Below are 16,548 nucleotides of genomic sequence, written 5' to 3'. Positions count from 1 at the left end.
GTTTCGTACACTGCCTTAAACTGCGATACAGCCCTGTGAACGAAAGAAGGGCCTCACGAAATGATCCGGGTGAAACCGACATGAAAATGGTCACGCCCTTTTTGGCCGCTCTCATCGCCGCCAGCGCGTGTGCGACAACGAGCCTTTGTGCGAATGCCGGGACTTATACGGTCATCACAACCAGCTTCGACTGCGCCAGGGCCAGCGCACCTGCCGAGAAGCTCATCTGTCGCGACCCGCAACTCAAGCAGATGGAAATCGAGCTGACGCGCCTTTATCGCCTGGCGCTCACGGACGATCATTCGGTCCCGCGTCCGGACAAGGTCGAGATCGAGCAGCGGTTCTGGGTCGACGCCCGCAACCAGTGTGGCGCCGGGGCAGACGCCAAGACATGCCTGATCCAACGCTATGCCGAGCGGGCGCACCAGCTTCGCCAGGGTTCGGCCATCGTGCGAACCAAAGACCCGAGCAGACTCACGGACGGCCCGCTCGTCTTTCGTTGCGCCGGGCTCAACGCGTTGGTTGCCGCCACGTTCTTCAATGTGCAGCCGCGTGTTGTGTACCTGAAATGGGCAAACGTCTCGGCCACCCTTCTCCAAGTGCCGAATGATTACGCCACCCAGTACAACGGCAAGGATTACCGGGGCAACTACAGCTTCTGGCAAACCGGTAATGAGGCTTTGTTGCAGATACCGGGCTCCAAGCAAATGACTTGTACGCTTGAGCCCGTCGGCTGATCGCGCAACGGGACGTTCTGTCCCGACGGCCTTCGCGAGCCTGTCAGCTGCCAGTGCGGACTTTGTTCCACACCCGGGTACGAATCCTGTCGATGTTCAACGGCATCGCTTCGAGCGCGAACAGTTTCCCCATCATTTCCGGGCTCGGGTAGACCTTGGTGTCGTTCTTGATGGCCGGGTCGATCAGGCCATCTGCCTGTTCGTTGCCATTGGCGTAGTGCACATAGTTACTGATACCGGCCATCACATCCGGGCGCAGCAGGTAGTTCATGAAGGCGTAACCGGCCTTTTCGTCCGGAGCGTCGGCGGGCATGGCGACCATGTCGAACCAGATCGCGGCACCTTCCCTGGGAATCGAGTAACCAATGTCGATACCATTTTTAGCTTCTTTGGCGCGATTCTCCGCTTGCAGGATGTCGCCAGAGAATCCGACCGCCACACAGATATCGCCGTTGGCCAGGTCGCTGGTGTACTTGGACGAGTGGAAATAGCTGACATACGGCCGGATTTTCATCAGCAGCGCTTGGGCTTTTTTGTAGTCTTCCGGGTTTTTACTGTGGTGCGGCAGGCCCAGGTAGTTCAGCGCGGCGGGTAGCAGTTCCGGGCCGTTATCGAGGATGGCCACACCGCACTTCTGCAGTTTTTGCATGTTTTGCGGCTTGAAGATCAGATCCCAGGAGTCCACGGGCGCGTTATCCCCCAGCACCGCTTTGACCTTGGCGATGTTGTAGCCGATGCCGGTACTGCCCCACAGGTACGGGAAGCCATGCTCGTTACCCGGATCGTTTGTCTTCAAGGCATCGAGCAGCACCGGATTAAGGTTCTTCCAGTTGGGCAATTGGCGCTTGTCGAGTGCCTTCAGTGCCCCGCCTTCGATCTGTCGCGCCATGAAGTGGTTGGACGGAAACACCACGTCGTAACCGGATTTGCCGGTCATCAACTTGCCGTCGAGGGTTTCATTGCTGTCATACACGTCGTAGGTGAAGGCGATGCCGGTTTCTTTCTGGAAGTTCTTCGTGGTGTCCGGCGCGATGTAGTCGGACCAGTTGTAGATCTTGACGGTTTCCGCTGCCTGACTGATTGCAGCGGCGAGCATCAGTGGGGCCAGGGTCAGAGTCTTTCGGAGCATGGGTCGATTCCTGTGTGGGTCTTTTTTTATTGGAAGGGTTGGCAGGCAATCAAAGATTCAAAAAATCAAAACGTAGCTCTTGCGCACGGTCTCCTGGATATCCCAGATACCGAGGGTATTGGCCGGCAACATCAGTGCGTCACCGGCTTCTATGTGCAGGGTTTCGCCGTCGTCCGGGGTGAAGGTGCAGCGGCCCTGGATGAAGTGACAGAACTCCTGGGCGACGATCTGCCGCCGCCAGCGACCGGGCGTGCATTCCCAGACGCCGGTTTCGACGCCGTCGTCGCGTTCCACGCTAGTGGTCGATGCCACCGCCACGGGCGTGCCCAATGGCACGGCGACCGGGTTCGACTCTTCCAGCTTCAGGGTTGCGGTGTTCTTGAATTGCGTGATGCTCATGGGAGTACCTGTCGATGAAGGCTATGGATGAAGCGCGCGCCGTTTACTGCATGAAACCTTCCATGAACCCTGCGACCCCGCTGGCGAGCCTGCGCCGCCAGGGCGCGGTGGCCGGATTGGCCAAGGTCTGGTCTTCGTGAACGAAACTGCGGATGATCGCGTTGTAACCGAGCCAGCGGCACGGCTCGGGCTCCCAGGCCTTCAGCGAATCGAGCCCGCCCTGGGCAATGACCCACGGCTGACGAACCAGCTCGGTGTCGTGCTCCAGAATCAGGTCTGCCAGGGTTCGCCCACCCAGGTTGCTCGCACCGACGCCCTCCCCGCCGTAACCGCCGGACAACGCTATGCCGCTGGCGCGATCACACAGCATGTGGGGCTTGAAACGCCGGGACATGCCCAGATTGCCGCCCCAGCCATGGGTGATCCGTACGTTCTTGAGTTGCGGGAACAGCTCGCCGAACAGATAGCGCCGCAGTTCGACCTCGCTACGGGTCAGGTCGAAGTCATGGCGCAGCCGGCCAGCAAACTGGTACCCGCCCCGAGCGCCAAAAATCAGCCGATTGTCGGCCGTGCGCTGGCCGTAGGTGACCTGACGGCTGCTTTCACCGAAGGCTTGACCGTGACTGAGACCGATCTCGTCCCACGTAGCGGCAGACAGCGGTTCGGTGGCGACGATCAGGCTTTGTACCGGCAACTGATAGCGCCCCAACGGCGGTAGCGAAACGGCATAGCCTTCCACCGCCGGCACTACCCAGCGGCTGCGCACCGAGGCTTGCGCCGTGCGCAGGCTGCCGGACTGCCACTGCGTGACCGGGCTGTTTTCGTAGATTCTGACCCCCATGCGCTCGACCGTGCGTGCCAGGCCGCGCGCCAGTTTCGCCGGGTGCAGGGTCGCGACGTGGGGCGCATGGATGCCGCCGTAGGGTTTGGCGATGCGGATCTGTTGCGCCAGCTGTTCCGGGCTGAGCCAGCGGTAATCGTTTTCGTTGAGTCCCTGGCGATAGAGTTTGTCCAGGTACCGACGCAGACTGGCTTGCTGCTCCGGGTAGCGGGCGGCGCAGTACAGCGCCCCGCCCTGGCGCAAATCACAGTCGACACCTTCACGTTCCAGGACAATTCGCACTTCATCGGGGATGTTGTGCAGCAAATCGTAGGACGCCCGGCGCTGTTCCGGCGAAAGGCCTGCCAGCAGCCGGTCTTCACCCAACAGATTGCCCATCAGCCAGCCGCCATTACGGCCCGAGGCGCCAAAACCGGCGGTTTGCGCCTCAATGATGGCAATGCTCAGCTCAGGTGCCTGACGCTTGAGGTAGTATGCGGTCCACAGCCCGGTGTACCCGGCACCGATGATCGCCACGTCGATGTCCAGGTCTTGCTCCAGCGCCGGACGCGCCAGCAGCGGCTCGTCGAGTTGGTCCATCCACAAACTGATACTGCGCCATGCCGGCATGCAAGACTCCGCCACTCAAACTTCGATGGCGTTGATCCTAGTGCGCGGGTTCACTGGCTGTCTTGCGCGCGTGCACGCAAAGAAATTTGCTTGGCGTAGGCCTTGGGCGATTGACCGGTGTGTTGGCGAAAACAGCTGTAGAACGCGGACAGGGAATTGAAGCCGGCGGCGAATGCCAGCTCATCGACGCGCAACGGCGGCGTGGCGTTTTCCAGCGCCGCAAGCAGGTGCTGCAGACGGGCCTGGTTGACGTAGCGATAGAAACTCTGGCCGAGCACCTGGTTGAGCAGATAGGAAATCTGGTTGCGACTGTATCCGCACTCCTTCGCCACCCGTTGCAGATCGAGCTCAGGGTCCAGATAAGGTTGCTGGCGCTGGAAGTACTGTTGCAGATCGTCGGCCATGAAACTCAATTGGCGTGGCGACAAGCCGAGGCGACTGACCGCCGGGCGTTGCTTGCCGTCGGTCTTGCCGGTGGTTTGCTCGTGAACCAGCGAGGCGTACTCGTTGACGCGCCAGATCAGTCCATCGCGCACGGTAATGGCCTCGCTGGCGCGAAACGATACCAGGCCTTCGCCGCCGCGCAGGGTGATGCGGTACTGAATGAATGCGGTGTTGCCGTCCAGGCGAATGCGGTCCGAGTGCTCCAGCGCTTCATCCGGATCGCGGGGCATGCTGTTGCGTACGTAATCGCGCAGTTCGTCCAGGCCCATGACGCGGTTCTGGAAAAAGTCGCTGTACTGAATCTCGGGGTGATACAACGCCATGACCCCGTCCAGATCCCGATGTTTCCAGCGCAAGTGATAGCGCATGACCGTCTCGCCCGTGGCCTGGGTTTGCAGCGGACCATCATCCTCGGCGTGCATAAAGGTCTCGACGAAAAAAACCGAGCTTGCCGAAGTTTGCAGCCCGCTTCAATGGCTGCTCGGCCGGGGAGCCGCGCTCGAACAGTGACCTGAATCAAAAAAAATGCAGCAATCGCCAAACGGACTGAAAAAAACACATTTTTTTCACATACGGATGCTACTTTTAAAGTCTGTCACTGGTTGAGCCAATGAAGGCTCTTCCCTCCTAACATGAGCTAAAGGAAGCGCTCGATGAAGAAGGTGGGCAACATATGAATAAAGGGTTCAGCAAGGTCACTTTTCCAAATGCCTGCCAGCTGATGCGCTGGCATTTTCATCCCATGGGATTCGAGGCGAGCATGGATGCCCCGGGCAGCATGATTGCCCGTCTGTTTGATCGGGCCAGTGGCGAGACCATGATCGCCATTGCCGGCATTCCTTGTGCGACGGTCATGAATGCCGCCGATGTCGAGCGAATCATCGAAGCGGTAGAGGATGAACTTGAAGCGTTCATTCCACCGGTGGCGCTCAGAAGTTATGCGTGAAGTCCGATAGCCACAAAAAGCCCACTGAATGTGGGCTTTTTAATGCCTGAAACAAAACCTTGTGGGAGCTGGCTTGCTTGCCCCCACAGGGGATTGGGTGCATCCGATGACATCAGGTCGGCTGCCAGGCCGCCATCGCGAGCAGGTTCCCATATTATCGACTTCAAACCATAGTCTTGGCCTGCCGATGATCAGCAAAGAATGCCTTGCCCTTGCCGATCCGGTCAGACGCCTTGGGCATGTTGGCAGCCTGGGTATCCTGCCCATCGACATACCAGTAGCAATGACTCACCGCCCGGGTGATGCCGACGTAAGCCAGGCGCAGAATTTCGTCTTTTTGCGCGTTGTCGTACGGTTCGCTGTCACCGGCCTTGCCCAGACCCGCCATGCGGTACACCTGGTTCTTGTAAGGCGAACTGGTCAGGTGCTGACAATCACCGAGCAGGAATACCGCATCAGCCTGCAAGCCCTTGGCACTGTGATAAGTCAGTTGCTTCAAGCGCCGCGCCTCGTAGGGCAAGCTAGAATCTACATTAACTACTGACTGAATATGCTCTTCTATCAATAACTTATCGCTACTTTTTCGATAAAGCATCAAGATTGAATCGCCCTTGCGGTAGTGCTCAATCAAACGCTTGGCCATGCCCTGGTCGTCACGATCCAGCACGTTGACCGGCAGTAAATCCCTCGGCTCGCCACTGGCCTTGGCCTTTTTGCCGGCAATCGCCGGCGCAGCCCGCACGATGTGTTCGGCGGCGTCGATGATGTGCTGGTGGCTGCGGTAGTTGTCGCTGAGCATAACCTTGGTGGTGCTCGGCGAGGGGAATTCCTTGTTGAACGCCATGAAATAGCTCGGCGAGCTGCCGCGCCACCCGTAAATCGATTGCCAGTCGTCGCCGACACAAAGCAATGACGAACGCTGGGCTCCGCGTCCCACGTGCATGGCCGGCCCGCGGCTGCGGATCTCGGCCAGGCTGGCGCGGATCCAGGAGACGATTTGCGGGGAGACGTCCTGGAATTCGTCGATCATCAGGTGCGACAACGGTCGCAGCAGCTCATCGCTGAGCAGCTTGAGGTTTTCCGGGGAGTGCTCGCTGAACAGGGCAAACATCCGGTTGTAGGTCATGATCGGCGGCTTCTGGTCCAGCAAATGATCTTCCAACGCTCGCCAGTACAGACTCAGGGCCTCGAAGAAAAACCGGTCCGGGTCGTCCTTGGCGAAACTCATCTGGCTGACGGCGTTCGGCACGTCCAGGCCAAGGTTCTCGATAAACCCGGCGGCGGCGACAAAACAATCCAGCAATGGCGCAGACGCAAGTTCGCCCTTGACCTTGTAATCAAAGCCCGGCCCGGCGCTGGCATCGCCGGCCAGTGACGCCAAGACACGCTTCGATGACTCATAACTATCCAGCCATATCAATGGCTTACGACAGAAAGCTTGAAACAGCGTACGCTTCACTGCCCACTCTGCGCGCACCGTCAGCTTGGCGTTCGGGCGGGTGACCTGCGGGTTTTCTCGCGCATCGAACCCCAGCACCACCCACGCGTCCAGGGACGGAATGTAGCCGTGACTATGGAATGTCGAGCCGTTGATATCGAAGGTCTGGCGATTGGGCTCAATACCCTTGATCGGCCAGGCCTTGGCGCGAATCCACAAATCTTCGATCGTGTCGCACAGTTCTTCATCGCGCCTGGCCGCCAGTTCCGTTACGGCCATGCGTTTCTGCACATCCGGGTGATCGCGCTCCAGTTCCTTGAGCTGCAGGGCGTGGCGCGACAATGGCTGGATCAGTTCGCGCAAACGTTCATCGCGGGTGTACAGGGCGTGATAACAGGCATTGAGCTGCTGGCGCTGGGCGTCATTGATACGCAGGTCGAACGGGTTGCTGTCCACCTGTTCATCATCGCCTTGCTCACGAAAGCTGAGGTTTTCGAAAGCTTGCAGACGCTCGAAACCCGGCAGGCTGCGCACCATCGGCAGAATCCGCGAGTGAAAGGTACGCACCAGATCCCGTGCTTCCTTGAAGCTGAGCGCCCGCCCCCAGAGCGCGAAGATCTCGATCAGCTTATTGATGAAATCCTTGCGTGACTCGCGGGTGAAGGTCACCACGGTCATGGAGCTGAGCTCGAATCCCAGATAATGCGTCAACAGCACAATGCGCAGGACCAGCGTCGTCGATTTACCGGCCCCGGCACCGGCGATCACCGAGGTTGCAGGCGTATCGCTGAAAATCATCTTCCACTGGGCGCCGCTGGGTTGCGCATGGGCCGGCAGCAGTCGGGCGACATCGGCCTTCATACGCTTTTTCAGCTCGGCGGTCAGCGGCAGGCGCCAGTCATCGAACAGGTGATCATCGATGTTTGGCGGCCGATGCTCGGTAGAGCGCGAATCGCGAATCAGCAGCACCTGTCGGCCTTCTTCCAACCCTTCGAGCTTGCCTTCCTTGTAGCCGTATTCCACCCCGGCAATGTGCCCGCTGCGAAAACCATCCGCCTGGCCATGCAACCAGGACGCGCGGTGTTGAGCACGCAGGCGCGTCAGGCCGTGACCGAAAAAACGGGCAGCCAGGCGCTTGAGCAGCGGCATCTCGGCCAGTGGACGAAGTTCAGGCGGAAGATCGGGGGTGTGTTGCGACACGCGGACGGACTCCAGGGTGTGAGGCTGTTGAGGGCTATGGTGTCTGCATTTGCCTTTGAGTTCTAGTGAAATGCTTATGACTCATTGGCTTATGCGTTGAATTGAAAGCTGGATGAGAGTGTTTCGAGATGACTTTCTATCAAACAATTCGATGGTTATGAGGCATTTTTTACGCTTTTTATCGATTGTTGGCTGAAGGATGATGCCCGTCATCAACCACCGGTCTCGCTTCATGGCCCAGGCGCCTTGCCCCATGACGAACCTTTCCAGGAGACGATCATGCTTGAACTCAGACCTTTCAACTCGCTCGGTGGCGCACACCACGGCTGGTTGGATGCCCATCACCACTTTTCGTTCGCCGAGTACCACGACCCCAAGCGCATGAACTGGGGCAACCTGCGGGTGTGGAACGACGACGTGATCGCCCCTGGTACCGGTTTCCCGCAACACCCGCACCGGGACATGGAAATCATCACCTATGTGCGTGAAGGCGCCATCAGCCATCAGGACAACCTAGGCAACAAGGGCCGCACTGAAGCGGGTGACGTTCAGGTCATGAGTGCCGGCACCGGTATCGCCCACAGCGAATACAACCTGGAAGCGACACCGACCAAGATTTTCCAGATCTGGATCATTCCCAACGAATCCGGCCTGGCACCGTCCTGGGGCGCCAAACCCTTCCCCAAAGGCCAGCGCGAAGGTTTTGTGACCCTGGCCAGCGGCAAGTCGGGCGACGATCAAAGCCTGCGCATTCGGGCTGATGCGCGACTGGTGGCGGCGAACCTGAAGGCTGGGGAAACCGCCGAATATCATCTGGACGCCGGCCGTCGTGCGTACCTGGTACCCGCGACCGGTATCATTGAAGTCAATGGCTTGCGTGCACAAGCTCGAGACGGTGTTGCAGTGGCCCAGGAGCAGGTGCTGCGGGTGACGGCGATCGAGGACAGTGAAATCGTGCTGGTGGATCTGGCTTGATCCGGTAAGTGGCGAGCAAAAAAAAGGGCGACCGCAATGGTCGCCCTTTTTTTGTTTGAAATTTTTTCCGCCTGGACTGCCGACATCGCGGGCAAGCCCGCTCCCACAGGATTGCGCAAAACCTGTGGAAGCGTGACTTGCCCGCGAAGAGGCCATCACTTATTTCGAGGAAATGGCGCCATCCACAAGGGTTTGGGCTTCCGCCACCAACTGCTTCAAGTGCGCATCACTGACAAAGCTTTCCGCATAGATCTTGTAGATATCCTCGGTACCCGATGGGCGCGCCGCGAACCAGCCGTTTTCGGTCATGACCTTCAGGCCGCCTATCGCCTGGTCGTTACCCGGCGCATGGCTGAGGATGCTCTGGATCGTTTCACCCGCCAGTTCGGTCGAGGTGACTTGTGCTGGGGACAGCTTGCTCAGCAGGGCTTTCTGCTCTGGATTGGCCTTGGCGTCGACGCGCACCGAGAACGGTTCACCCAATTCATCGGTCAAGGCACGATAGGCCTGGCTTGGGTCACGACCGGTGCGGGCGGTCATTTCGGCTGCCAGCAACGCCGGGATCAGGCCGTCCTTGTCGGTACTCCAGACACCACCGTCCTTGCGCAGGAACGATGCACCGGCGCTTTCTTCGCCACCAAAGCCCAGGGAGCCGTCGAACAGGCCATCGGCAAACCACTTGAAGCCAACCGGTACTTCGTACAGGCGACGACCCAGGCGCTTGGCCACGCGATCGATCAGGCCGCTGCTGACCACGGTTTTGCCTACAGCCGCATCGGCGCGCCAGTGGGGACGGTTCTGGAACAGATAATCGATAGACACCGCGAGGTAGTTGTTCGGTGCCAGCAAGCCGCCAGACGGAGTGACAATGCCGTGACGGTCGTGATCCGGGTCACAGGCAAACGCCACATCGAAGCGCTCTTTGAGGCCGATCAGACCTTGCATGGCGTGAGTGGACGACGGGTCCATGCGAATCTGGCCATCCCAGTCGACGGTCATGAAGCGGAAGGTCGAATCAACCTGCTTGTTCACCACGTCCAGATCCAGGCGGTAATGCTCGGCAATCGCCGACCAGTAGCGCACCCCGGCGCCACCCAGCGGATCGACACCCAGACGCAGCTTGGCATCGCGGATCGCATCGAAATCGATCACGTTGATCAGGTCAGCGACGTAGGTGTTCACGTAGTCGTGACGATGGGTGGTGCTGGCCTTCAGCGCCTGCTCGTAGCTGATGCGCTTGACGCCCGCGAGCTTGTTGGCCAGCAGTTCGTTGGCCTTGGCTTCGATCCACTTGGTGATATGGGTATCGGCCGGGCCACCGTTGGTAGGGTTGTACTTATAACCACCACTTTGCGGCGGGTTGTGGGACGGCGTAATGACGATGCCGTCAGCCAGGCCCGAGGTACGCCCGCGGTTATAGCAAAGAATCGCGTGGGAAATGGCCGGCGTCGGTGTGTATTCGTCGCCTTCGGCGATCATCACCGTCACGCCATTGGCGGCCAACACTTCCAGGGCGCTGGCACCAGCCGGCGTGGACAGCGCATGGGTGTCGATGCCGACGAACAGCGGACCGTCAATGCCCTGGGCTTGGCGATACAGGCAGATCGCCTGACTGATCGCCAGCACGTGCCATTCGTTGAAACTCAGGTCGAAGGAGCTGCCTCGGTGCCCGGACGTGCCGAACGCCACGCGCTGGGTGGAGATGGCGGCATCAGGCTGGCCGGTGTAATACGCCGTGACCAGTCGCGGGATGTCGACCAACAATTCTGCCGGTGCCGGTTTACCCGCAAAATGACTGAGTGTCATGCAAAACCTCTGGAATAGAGTGGTTCAGGAATTGGAACGCAGTTTACTGGCAGTTTGACCGCGGCGCGACGTTATCGATCCCGGCTCTGCCCACCCGCAATGTTATAAATCCCCAGCTACCCTGCTCAGTCGATCGACTCGCGGCGTAACGCATCCCCCAACAAGCTCAGTGCGCTGGCCAGGTCATGATCGCTGCCGATGCTGTGACTCAAGCGCAGGTGCTGAGTATGCAGGCCCTGGAGACTGAACAGTTCTCCCGGCGCAATCACCACCTGATGCTTGAGCAGGCGCTGGAACACCTGGCGTACATCGACCCGGCGCATCGAACGCACCCAGACTGTTGCGCCACCTTCAGGCTCGACGAATTGCAAGGCATCACCCAATCGCTCGCACAGCAGCTGGATCATTTGCACCTTGCTGTCCTTGAGTCGGCGTCGCAACAACTGCAAGTGCTGATCGATGCGTCCGTTGCTGTACAGGCGGGCAATGGCTTTCTGGCGAATCGGTGACAGGCGGAAGGCGCGCAGCAGAAACTGCCGTTGCAATGCGGCGCCCAAATGGCGCGAGAGCAGATAGCCGTAGGGGGCTTCCGGGCCGATGATTTTCTCAAATGTGGAAAACACCATCAGCCGTTCCGGGGCCAGCAGATCGCGAAACCGCAGTCCGTCAGGCTCAAAATCAAGTTCACCGTAGCAATCGTTTTCCAGTACCCAACAGTCATGACGCTCCAGCAATTGCGCGACGGCTTGTCGGTTGTCGTCCGGTGCACGGCTGCCACGGGGCATGTTCAATCCGGATGAAACCATCACCAGACGCACCGGTTCGTTTTCCAGCAACTCCTTGAGACGTTCGTGGTGCAGGCTTCCATTGGCCAGCAGGGGCCATTCGATCACCCGTACCCCCGCGGCCTGGAACAAGCGCAATATCGCCCAATCACAAGGCGACTCCACCACCACAGCGGCATCCTTGAGGCACAGCACGGCCATCAGTATTTCCAGCACACCGCGAAGATCCGCACCGATGTAGACGTCATCGGCATGCCAGCAGCGGACAGGTGAGGTGGTGTAGCGTGCGGCCAGCGCCATGCGCAGCTCAAGCTCACCGCATGGCTGCGAATTCGGTTGTGGCTGGCGTGGGTACTGACGCAACAGCTCTCTTTCCAGTAGCAGCAATGGGCTGTCGATCGGCTGCAACAATGCCGGCTCATCGCTACTCAGCACCAGCATTCCAGGGCGGCGAGCGTTGATATAGACGCTTTCGAGCAAGTCATTACCACTGTAGAGCCTGCCGATGGACGGCGTCGGCAGCGCGTAGTAGCCAGACTTGGCCACCGAATACACCCGCCCTTCTTTCTCCAGGAGCGAGTAGGCGTACTGGATCGTCGAGATCGACACGTTCAGGCGCTCGGCCAATTGGCGCAAGGATGGCAGGCGCAGGTGCTCATCGCTGGCGGTTTCGCCGATCAGGCTGATCAGGTAACGGTATACCGCCTGGTAGGCGAAGTCGGTTTCACGGGGGCCTTTCATGGCAAAGGACCGTGCGCGTGACAAGACTTGTCACGCAGGGCTGTCAATCCAAACACTTTCAACGACCTGCCAACCATTCATCCGTCATCGGGACGTTGGCCTTGCCCCCGTCGGCTTCAGCCTGAGCGTTCGGATCATCGGTCGCCGATTCAACGGCCCTGCTCTCATTTACAGGCAGCGGTCCCGTGCGATAGAGCTTGCCGATGAGACTGACCGGCAAACCGCTGACATCGACCATCCATTGCATGACCTGATCCGCGACCGGCTGCCCCTGCATGGCCCGGTGCAATTCCGGCAAGGCCACCAGCATGCCGGGGTGGCATTGGCGCAGAAAACGCTCAAGTGTTGCGGCTTTGTCACAAAAAGGCGCAAACAACAGACACACCATTTGCGCCTCGCTAAGACCCAGAGTGCGTTGTGCCTCGGTCGATGCCCGAGTTCGCAGATCCGCCAGCGTCGCCGGATTGCCGAATACCTGCTCCGCCAATTCGCACAAGCGCTCCGGCAGTTGCTTGCGGCGCATCATCACCAAGGCTCGTTGCAGATATTGGGCGACACCCGCCTCGTAGCTGCGCCCGTGTACAAAGCAGGCTTGCAGCCCGCGCAAGTGCGCCGAAACCGGGAGGCTGACGTATTCGTTGTCACTGAGCTGCGCCGCCAGTTCGTCTGCCTGGAATCCGAGGAATTCGGTAAGCAATGGCCAACGCTCCTCCAGATTGCTTACCAGCATGTCGTGGATATCGATAAAGGTTGCGCGGCGGCAGGTTTCGAACTGTTCGGCCGGACGCCAGGATTGCTGGCCGTCCTCGGTGTAGAATCGCCGGTAGTCCGTGCGGCCAAGTTCATCGAGCAGCGCGAACAAACCTGCATAACCCGGCTCATGATGCTCCGAAACCTCAAGTCCGGCCTTGACGGCTGCGCGCTTCAAACCCTCCATGAATTGCTTCTGCCGACGAGGTGTATCGCTGCTCACCAGGGCATCGACGCCATGGTTCCAGCGGGCGATTTGCCCATAGAACTCACCGGTGGCCAGATAACCGTCATCCCACGGTTCAAGCGGTCCGTCCCACATCCGACGATGCCCCAGCATCAACAGATTGGTCCGATTGGATTCGCGCCCGGCCGGGGAAATTGGCGCCGCATGGTCAAAAGGCAACACTTCCCGATTATCGGCCATCAGCACTTCAACCCGTGGATCGTCATAGATGAATAACGCGTTGCAGGTGCGATGGATGTTTTCCAGCGCCGTCGGGTTACTGCCGTTCAAGCGCAAGGTCGCCACCCGTAACTGAAACGTCGCCGGCGCCCGGCTGGCGATGGTCAGTTGCGCGGCACGCAGCAACGCCAGGGTGTAGCAACTGTCACGGGAGCCTGACTGGATCGCCAGCACTTTGAACTCGCCGATCTGCTCCATCCCCCCGGCGGCCACTCCCAAGCGTTGAATCAACAACTGCAATGCCGTGCGTTCGGCGCGGGACAAGAAACCCAACAATCGTTGCAGTACTTGTTGATAGACATAGTTCATCGCTTGATCATGGATGTTGGTCATCTTTATTTACCTGATGCTCGAAAGTTCGATACTGCACAAACAACTGCACGCACAGCGCAGGGAATGGCCTTAAATGATGTGATGAGTGGATTTATTGCCGAATGCTAGCACTGAAATTTTCAGCTCGGCATTTCAGGCTCTCGAAGGGTGCAGACACCTTTTAACACCCGCGGGGGCCTAAAAAGCCCGGGCTTAAGGGTCTGTTGCGTTGGAAGGCGATATCCTAGGAAATGCCCTACAGAGTCCCACAGACGTTTAATACAGAAAATAAAGAAAGAAGTTGCCAACGACTGTTCTGCAACCACATAAGAGTGCGCTTTATTTTGAGTAGACAGCCGTAAAGCGCATTGAAAAGTATCGTTCCGATACCCGCCCATGACTCATTCCTTGAGATGAAAGTAATCATCCAATTATCAGGCCTTAGTTGCTGAATAGAAGCTACAGATCGAGCGCAAAAACCAGTTCAGTTGCTGAACGGCCCCATCGACAGCTCAACGGGAAGTTTCGTGCAGGAAAGCGCTGAAAAAAAAGAGTCCGTGGGGGCACGGACTCTTTAAGGGGAAGTTGAAGCTCGGTCAGGCGGGTTCGACCTGCAGGGCGACCCTTTCGCGGCAAGGGCATTCGCCCATGTAGCGATGCGCTTCGACAAACTCGGCAAACGGGAAGACCCGAGTCTTGAGCGGCAGCAGAACGCGATCGGCGGTCAACTGGTTGATGTCACGCAAGGCACGTTGCAGCGCGACTTGATCCTGGATGATGCCCAGTTCCGGCTTGCCGGTGAAGTTGCCGATGCAGTGCACAAAAAACTGAATGTTCTTCTGGAACGCCGCGCAGGCCGGGAATGGCGTCTGGTTGCCGCCTTGCAGGCCGTACAGGACCAGACTGCCGCGCGGTGCCAGCACATCGCCGAGCAGCGACATCTGCGGTCCGCCCAGACCATCGAAGACCACGTCAACGCCGCGATTGTCGGTAATCTTGTTGATCCGCATCAGCAGATCTTCTTCTTCGGTGACGATGACCTTTTCCGCCCCCAGCGACAGCAGGTATTCACGCTCCTCCGCCGTCTTGGTCGCGGCAATCACCCGTACACCCAAGGCTTTGCCCAGCTGTACGAACGATGGTCCGGCGCAGTGGCTGGCGTCGGTGACCAGGGCAAATTGCCCGGGCTTGACCCGCGCCAGATCGACGTAGGCGAAATAGGCAATCAACAGCGGTGTGTAATGCACGCTGGCTTCGATCGAACTGAGCACGTCCGGGTAGCGAGTCAGCGACGAGCGTGGCAGAACAATCTGCTCGCCGTAGACCGGATAGTCGTTCGGGCTCTCGGCCGGGAAGCTGGCGACCTTGTCACCGACTGCCAGATCGTCGACACCCTCACCGACGGCGGTGACGATACCGGCCATTTCCTGACCCAGGCCAGAAGGCAGGCGAGCGTGGGAGGACGCCAGGTTCTGGCGCCAGAGAATGTCGTACCAGCTGATGCCAATGGCTTCGACGCGCACCTGCACTTCACCCGGTGCAGGCAGAGCTGCCGCATGCTCTTCGCATTTGAGCACCTCGGCTGGACCAAACTTGTGAAAACGGATCGTGCGGGACATCGCAAACCTCGCCAAATAAACCTCTAATGCCATGAACTCTAGCTGGGCTTTCAACCCAACACTATCAGTGGCTATTAATAGTCGACATGCCTGTCATTGATTCCGCAGCAGCGGCAACATCGTCAAATGTCGTCAGAAACCGAAGCAGCATTTGCAGGAAAACTGAATTACTCGGTGCAGAGTACCAGCCTTTCCCCGTAATATTCCTGCTGGCCATTGTTCTCATATGGCCGCTCACGTCAAGTTTGCTGACTCTGCCAGGACTCCAGATGAATCGTAATGACCTGCGTCGTGTCGACCTGAACCTGTTGATCGTATTCGAAACCCTGATGCACGAACGCAGTGTGACCCGCGCTGCGGAGAAACTGTTCCTTGGTCAGCCGGCCATCAGTGCGGCGCTCTCGCGCCTGCGTGGCCTGTTCGATGATCCGTTGTTTGTGCGCACCGGCCGCAGCATGGAGCCGTCTGCGCGCGCGGTGGAGATCTTCGCCCTGCTCTCTCCGGCGCTGGATTCGATCTCCACCGCCGTCAGCCGTGCGGCGGAATTCGACCCGGCTACCAGCACCGCAGTGTTTCGCATCGGGCTGTCGGACGACGTCGAATTCGCCCTGCTGCCGATGCTGCTCAAGCGCCTGCGCGCCGAATCCCCGGGAATCGTGCTGGTGGTGCGACGGGTCAACTACATCCTGATGCCGGGCTTGCTGGCATCGGGGGAAATTTCCATCGGCGTCAGCTACACCACCGACCTGCCCGCGAATGCCAAGCGCAAGGTACTGCGCCGCAGTTCGCCAAAACTGCTGCGAGCGGACACCGTGCCGGGGCCGCTGAGCCTGGACGACTTCTGCGCGCGCCCCCATGCGCTGGTGTCGTTTGCCGGCGACCTGAGCGGCTTTATTGATGAAGAGCTGGAAAAACTGGGGCGCAAACGTCATGTGGTACTGGCCGTGCCGCAGTTCAACGGGTTGAGCACGTTGTTGAGCGGAACCGATATCGTTGCCACCGTACCTGATTACACGGCCGACGCGCTGACAGCGGCGGGCGGTGTACGGGCGGAGGATCCACCGTTGCCGGTACGCAGCTTCGAGCTGCACATGGCTTGGCGCGGGTCCCAGGATAATGATCCGGGGGAACGGTGGCTGCGCTCGCGGATTCAGATGTTTTTTGGGGATCCTGACAGCCTGGCCTGATCCTGTTTTTGTATTGACGCTGATGGCCCCTTCGCGAGCAGGCTCGCTCCCACAGTTGACTTGTGTGCCCCCTGTGGGAGCGGGCTTATCCGCGCTAAGCGCGACTCGGTCCGATGCCCGACCTTTACCACCATGGAAAGACTGAATTTCCATTAACCCCATTG

At 59.1% G+C, this 16,548-nt stretch carries 13 protein-coding genes; 4 read left to right on the top strand and 9 right to left on the bottom strand.

The window, feature by feature from the left end; genetic code table 11:
• Positions 1 to 80: 80 nt before the first annotated feature.
• Positions 81 to 737 (top strand): MliC family protein, encoded by a 657-nt coding sequence (locus tag AC07ZE_RS14615; RefSeq protein ID WP_207265426.1) that lies wholly within the window; start codon positions 81 to 83, stop codon positions 735 to 737.
• A gap of 43 nt (positions 738 to 780) precedes the next feature.
• Here AC07ZE_RS14615 and AC07ZE_RS14610 read toward each other — a convergent pair whose 3' ends face one another.
• Genes AC07ZE_RS14610 through AC07ZE_RS14595 form a run of 4 tightly spaced genes read right to left on the bottom strand, consistent with a single transcriptional unit; the run spans position 781 to position 4,581 of the window.
• The gene (locus AC07ZE_RS14610; RefSeq protein ID WP_207265425.1) at positions 781 to 1,866 is read right to left on the bottom strand and encodes a polyamine ABC transporter substrate-binding protein; all 1,086 of its coding nucleotides are present in this window, start codon (positions 1,864 to 1,866) and stop codon (positions 781 to 783) included.
• A 57-nt stretch (positions 1,867 to 1,923) separates the two neighbouring features.
• Positions 1,924 to 2,265, bottom strand: a complete 342-nt coding sequence (locus AC07ZE_RS14605) for a cupin domain-containing protein (RefSeq protein ID WP_207265424.1) — start codon at positions 2,263 to 2,265, stop codon at positions 1,924 to 1,926.
• A gap of 43 nt (positions 2,266 to 2,308) precedes the next feature.
• Positions 2,309 to 3,715 carry an NAD(P)/FAD-dependent oxidoreductase gene (locus AC07ZE_RS14600; RefSeq protein ID WP_207265423.1) on the bottom strand — a complete coding sequence of 469 codons (1,407 nt, stop codon included), beginning with the start codon at positions 3,713 to 3,715 and terminating at the stop codon, positions 2,309 to 2,311.
• A 50-nt stretch (positions 3,716 to 3,765) separates the two neighbouring features.
• Entirely contained in the window at positions 3,766 to 4,581 is an 816-nt protein-coding gene (locus AC07ZE_RS14595) for a helix-turn-helix transcriptional regulator (protein ID WP_207265422.1), read from the bottom strand.
• 251 nt (positions 4,582 to 4,832) lie between these two features.
• On the opposite strand from AC07ZE_RS14595, the gene AC07ZE_RS14590 reads away from it, so the two are divergent.
• Positions 4,833 to 5,105 (top strand): DUF1652 domain-containing protein, encoded by a 273-nt coding sequence (locus AC07ZE_RS14590; RefSeq protein ID WP_033054957.1) that lies wholly within the window; start codon positions 4,833 to 4,835, stop codon positions 5,103 to 5,105.
• Positions 5,106 to 5,268: 163 nt separating this feature from the next.
• Here AC07ZE_RS14590 and AC07ZE_RS14585 read toward each other — a convergent pair whose 3' ends face one another.
• Positions 5,269 to 7,743 (bottom strand): UvrD-helicase domain-containing protein, encoded by a 2,475-nt coding sequence (locus AC07ZE_RS14585; RefSeq protein WP_207265421.1) that lies wholly within the window; start codon positions 7,741 to 7,743, stop codon positions 5,269 to 5,271.
• A 279-nt stretch (positions 7,744 to 8,022) separates the two neighbouring features.
• Between AC07ZE_RS14585 and AC07ZE_RS14580 the strand changes: the two genes are divergently transcribed.
• A complete protein-coding gene (locus tag AC07ZE_RS14580; RefSeq protein ID WP_207265420.1) occupies positions 8,023 to 8,718 on the top strand; it encodes a pirin family protein in 696 nt (231 codons plus the stop codon).
• A 159-nt stretch (positions 8,719 to 8,877) separates the two neighbouring features.
• On the opposite strand, the gene pgm is transcribed toward AC07ZE_RS14580, so the two are convergent.
• The 4 genes from pgm to AC07ZE_RS14560 form a co-directional block, all read right to left on the bottom strand.
• Positions 8,878 to 10,524, bottom strand: a complete 1,647-nt coding sequence (pgm, locus tag AC07ZE_RS14575; RefSeq protein WP_207265419.1) for a phosphoglucomutase (alpha-D-glucose-1,6-bisphosphate-dependent) — start codon at positions 10,522 to 10,524, stop codon at positions 8,878 to 8,880.
• Positions 10,525 to 10,649: 125 nt separating this feature from the next.
• Positions 10,650 to 12,050, bottom strand: coding sequence for an aminotransferase-like domain-containing protein (locus AC07ZE_RS14570; protein ID WP_207265418.1), 1,401 nt, complete (start codon positions 12,048 to 12,050; stop codon positions 10,650 to 10,652).
• A gap of 58 nt (positions 12,051 to 12,108) precedes the next feature.
• Positions 12,109 to 13,599 carry a hypothetical protein gene (locus tag AC07ZE_RS14565; protein ID WP_207265417.1) on the bottom strand — a complete coding sequence of 497 codons (1,491 nt, stop codon included), beginning with the start codon at positions 13,597 to 13,599 and terminating at the stop codon, positions 12,109 to 12,111.
• A 575-nt stretch (positions 13,600 to 14,174) separates the two neighbouring features.
• Positions 14,175 to 15,197, bottom strand: coding sequence for a zinc-dependent alcohol dehydrogenase family protein (locus tag AC07ZE_RS14560; RefSeq protein ID WP_207265416.1), 1,023 nt, complete (start codon positions 15,195 to 15,197; stop codon positions 14,175 to 14,177).
• A 269-nt stretch (positions 15,198 to 15,466) separates the two neighbouring features.
• On the opposite strand from AC07ZE_RS14560, the gene AC07ZE_RS14555 reads away from it, so the two are divergent.
• Complete coding sequence (locus tag AC07ZE_RS14555) at positions 15,467 to 16,384, top strand: LysR family transcriptional regulator (protein WP_034146545.1); 918 nt, start codon at positions 15,467 to 15,469, stop codon at positions 16,382 to 16,384.
• Positions 16,385 to 16,548: the final 164 nt, after the last annotated feature.

This window comes from Pseudomonas sp. GW101-3H06 (genome assembly GCF_059424605.1).
This window is presented reverse-complemented; position numbering and strand designations above follow the sequence as displayed.